The organism is Microcystis sp. LE19-84.1B (assembly GCF_027531875.1).
GTDB classification, from domain to species: Bacteria; Cyanobacteriota; Cyanobacteriia; order Cyanobacteriales; family Microcystaceae; genus Microcystis; species Microcystis panniformis.
In genome coordinates, this window is record NZ_JAPZSR010000120.1 from 1 (window position 1) to 1,477 (window position 1,477).

General features: G+C 42.6%; 3 protein-coding genes. 2 read left to right on the forward strand and 1 reads right to left on the reverse strand.

What is annotated here, in order from left to right; translation table 11 throughout:
- A partial coding sequence (locus tag O9324_RS07075) for a type II secretion system F family protein (RefSeq protein ID WP_288139826.1) occupies nucleotides 1-279 on the forward strand: 279 nt, incomplete at its 5' end.
- Nucleotides 280-375: 96 nt separating this feature from the next.
- The gene (locus tag O9324_RS07080; protein WP_002771399.1) at nucleotides 376-912 is read left to right on the forward strand and encodes a hypothetical protein; all 537 of its coding nucleotides are present in this window, start codon (nucleotides 376-378) and stop codon (nucleotides 910-912) included.
- A 313-nt stretch (nucleotides 913-1,225) separates the two neighbouring features.
- Here O9324_RS07080 and O9324_RS07085 read toward each other — a convergent pair.
- Nucleotides 1,226-1,477, reverse strand: a 252-nt coding sequence (locus O9324_RS07085) for a hypothetical protein (protein ID WP_288139827.1), incomplete at its 5' end; no start/stop codon positions are given.

Here is a 1,477-nt window from a genome sequence, read left to right on the forward strand (position 1 = left end):
GAAATTCAGCAGGGGGGAATGATGAGTTTGGCCCTACAAAAAGCCAATGTTTTCCCAGCTTTGGCCATTCAAATGATTAGTATTGGGGAGGAAACGGGAGAATTAGATGCCATGATGATGAAAGTGGCGGATTTCTACGAAGATGAGGTGGAACAGGCCATTAAAGCTTTAACCAGTATCATTGAACCCTTGATGATGATTGGTGTTGCGGGGATGGTGGGAATTATTCTTCTGTCTATGTACTTGCCCATGTTTAAAATCTTCGATGCCTTGGGATAAGTTTAGAGGACTCATTTCCGTTATCAGTTAGTCGTCGGTAGCTTGAAATCAGAAAAATTTTAATTTTCATCTCCCTTTATTTGATTAGGTGAATCTGTGTCTTACGAAACTTTATTAGCGGAATACAGCTGTCGTGAAGGGGCGATCGAATTATTGCGACAATATCGCCCCTATTTAGAGTTAATTCCTAGTCTGCGTCGTCCTGAAGAGAGTTTAATTACTATTCCCTTGCCCTTGGTCAGAATTCGTCCATCTTCTGGCCTTGAATCTAGAAAGACGGTACAATTAGCCTGTGATTTGGCGATTCTGATGTGTGATCCGGAATGGAAAATTAAATTAGGTTCAGAAATCCTGATTTTTATCCATCGTCCGGGGGAAGATTTTTCTGATTTGTTGAAACGCTGGCGCGAAACCCAAATCTGTTTAGATAAAGAATATGAATGGTTAATGCCCCCCAGAGAACAACATATGTTTAGTGAAGGTGCAGAAAAAATTCATCCTTTATTTGTGGTTTTTGATCAAACGGACGAGAGAATAAAAAAGGGTTTAAGAGGGGCTTTTTTACCGATGGTTGTTCAAAATTATCGGCCAGCTTTGATTGATGATTCCTTAGAATTAGTCGATCAAGATTAGCTGACTCTCTTAAGTAGGGTCTGCTGAAAAAGTTTTTCGTGGGGACAGGGTGTGACCCCCCCCAACCCCCCACCCCCCCTGCCCCCCCGACATCGGGGGGGTCGGGGGGGCAGGTGGGGTGTAGGGTTTTAGCGATTTTGAGGGGGTCAATTACCTAATTTTCAGGGAAAAAGTCCCGGAATTTTCCCCCCGATCACTCCCAGATCTGGTACTTTTTGATTGACAAAAAGTCTAAAAGTCTTACCCAACAAGGTTTTTAGATTTATTCAGCCAACCCTACTTAGTTTAGTATAAAGGGAACAGTTGACGATGGTTAAGCCCCTAAAATCAAGCGCTGACGATGAAAATTCAGCAGCGAAAGTTCTTGGCCAGAAACCCTTTCTAACATCTCGACGATATGATCGGGCTGTAGTAAAGTGCCATCATTGCGACAACTGCCCACATAGCACAAAACGGCTTGTTTGTCAACAGTTTTTAACTCTAATTCATATAATTGTTCTCGCAGATTAATCGTGACTTTTTTGCCGGATTTGGTGGTTTTTTCCCGTTCCATCACCGTTGCTTG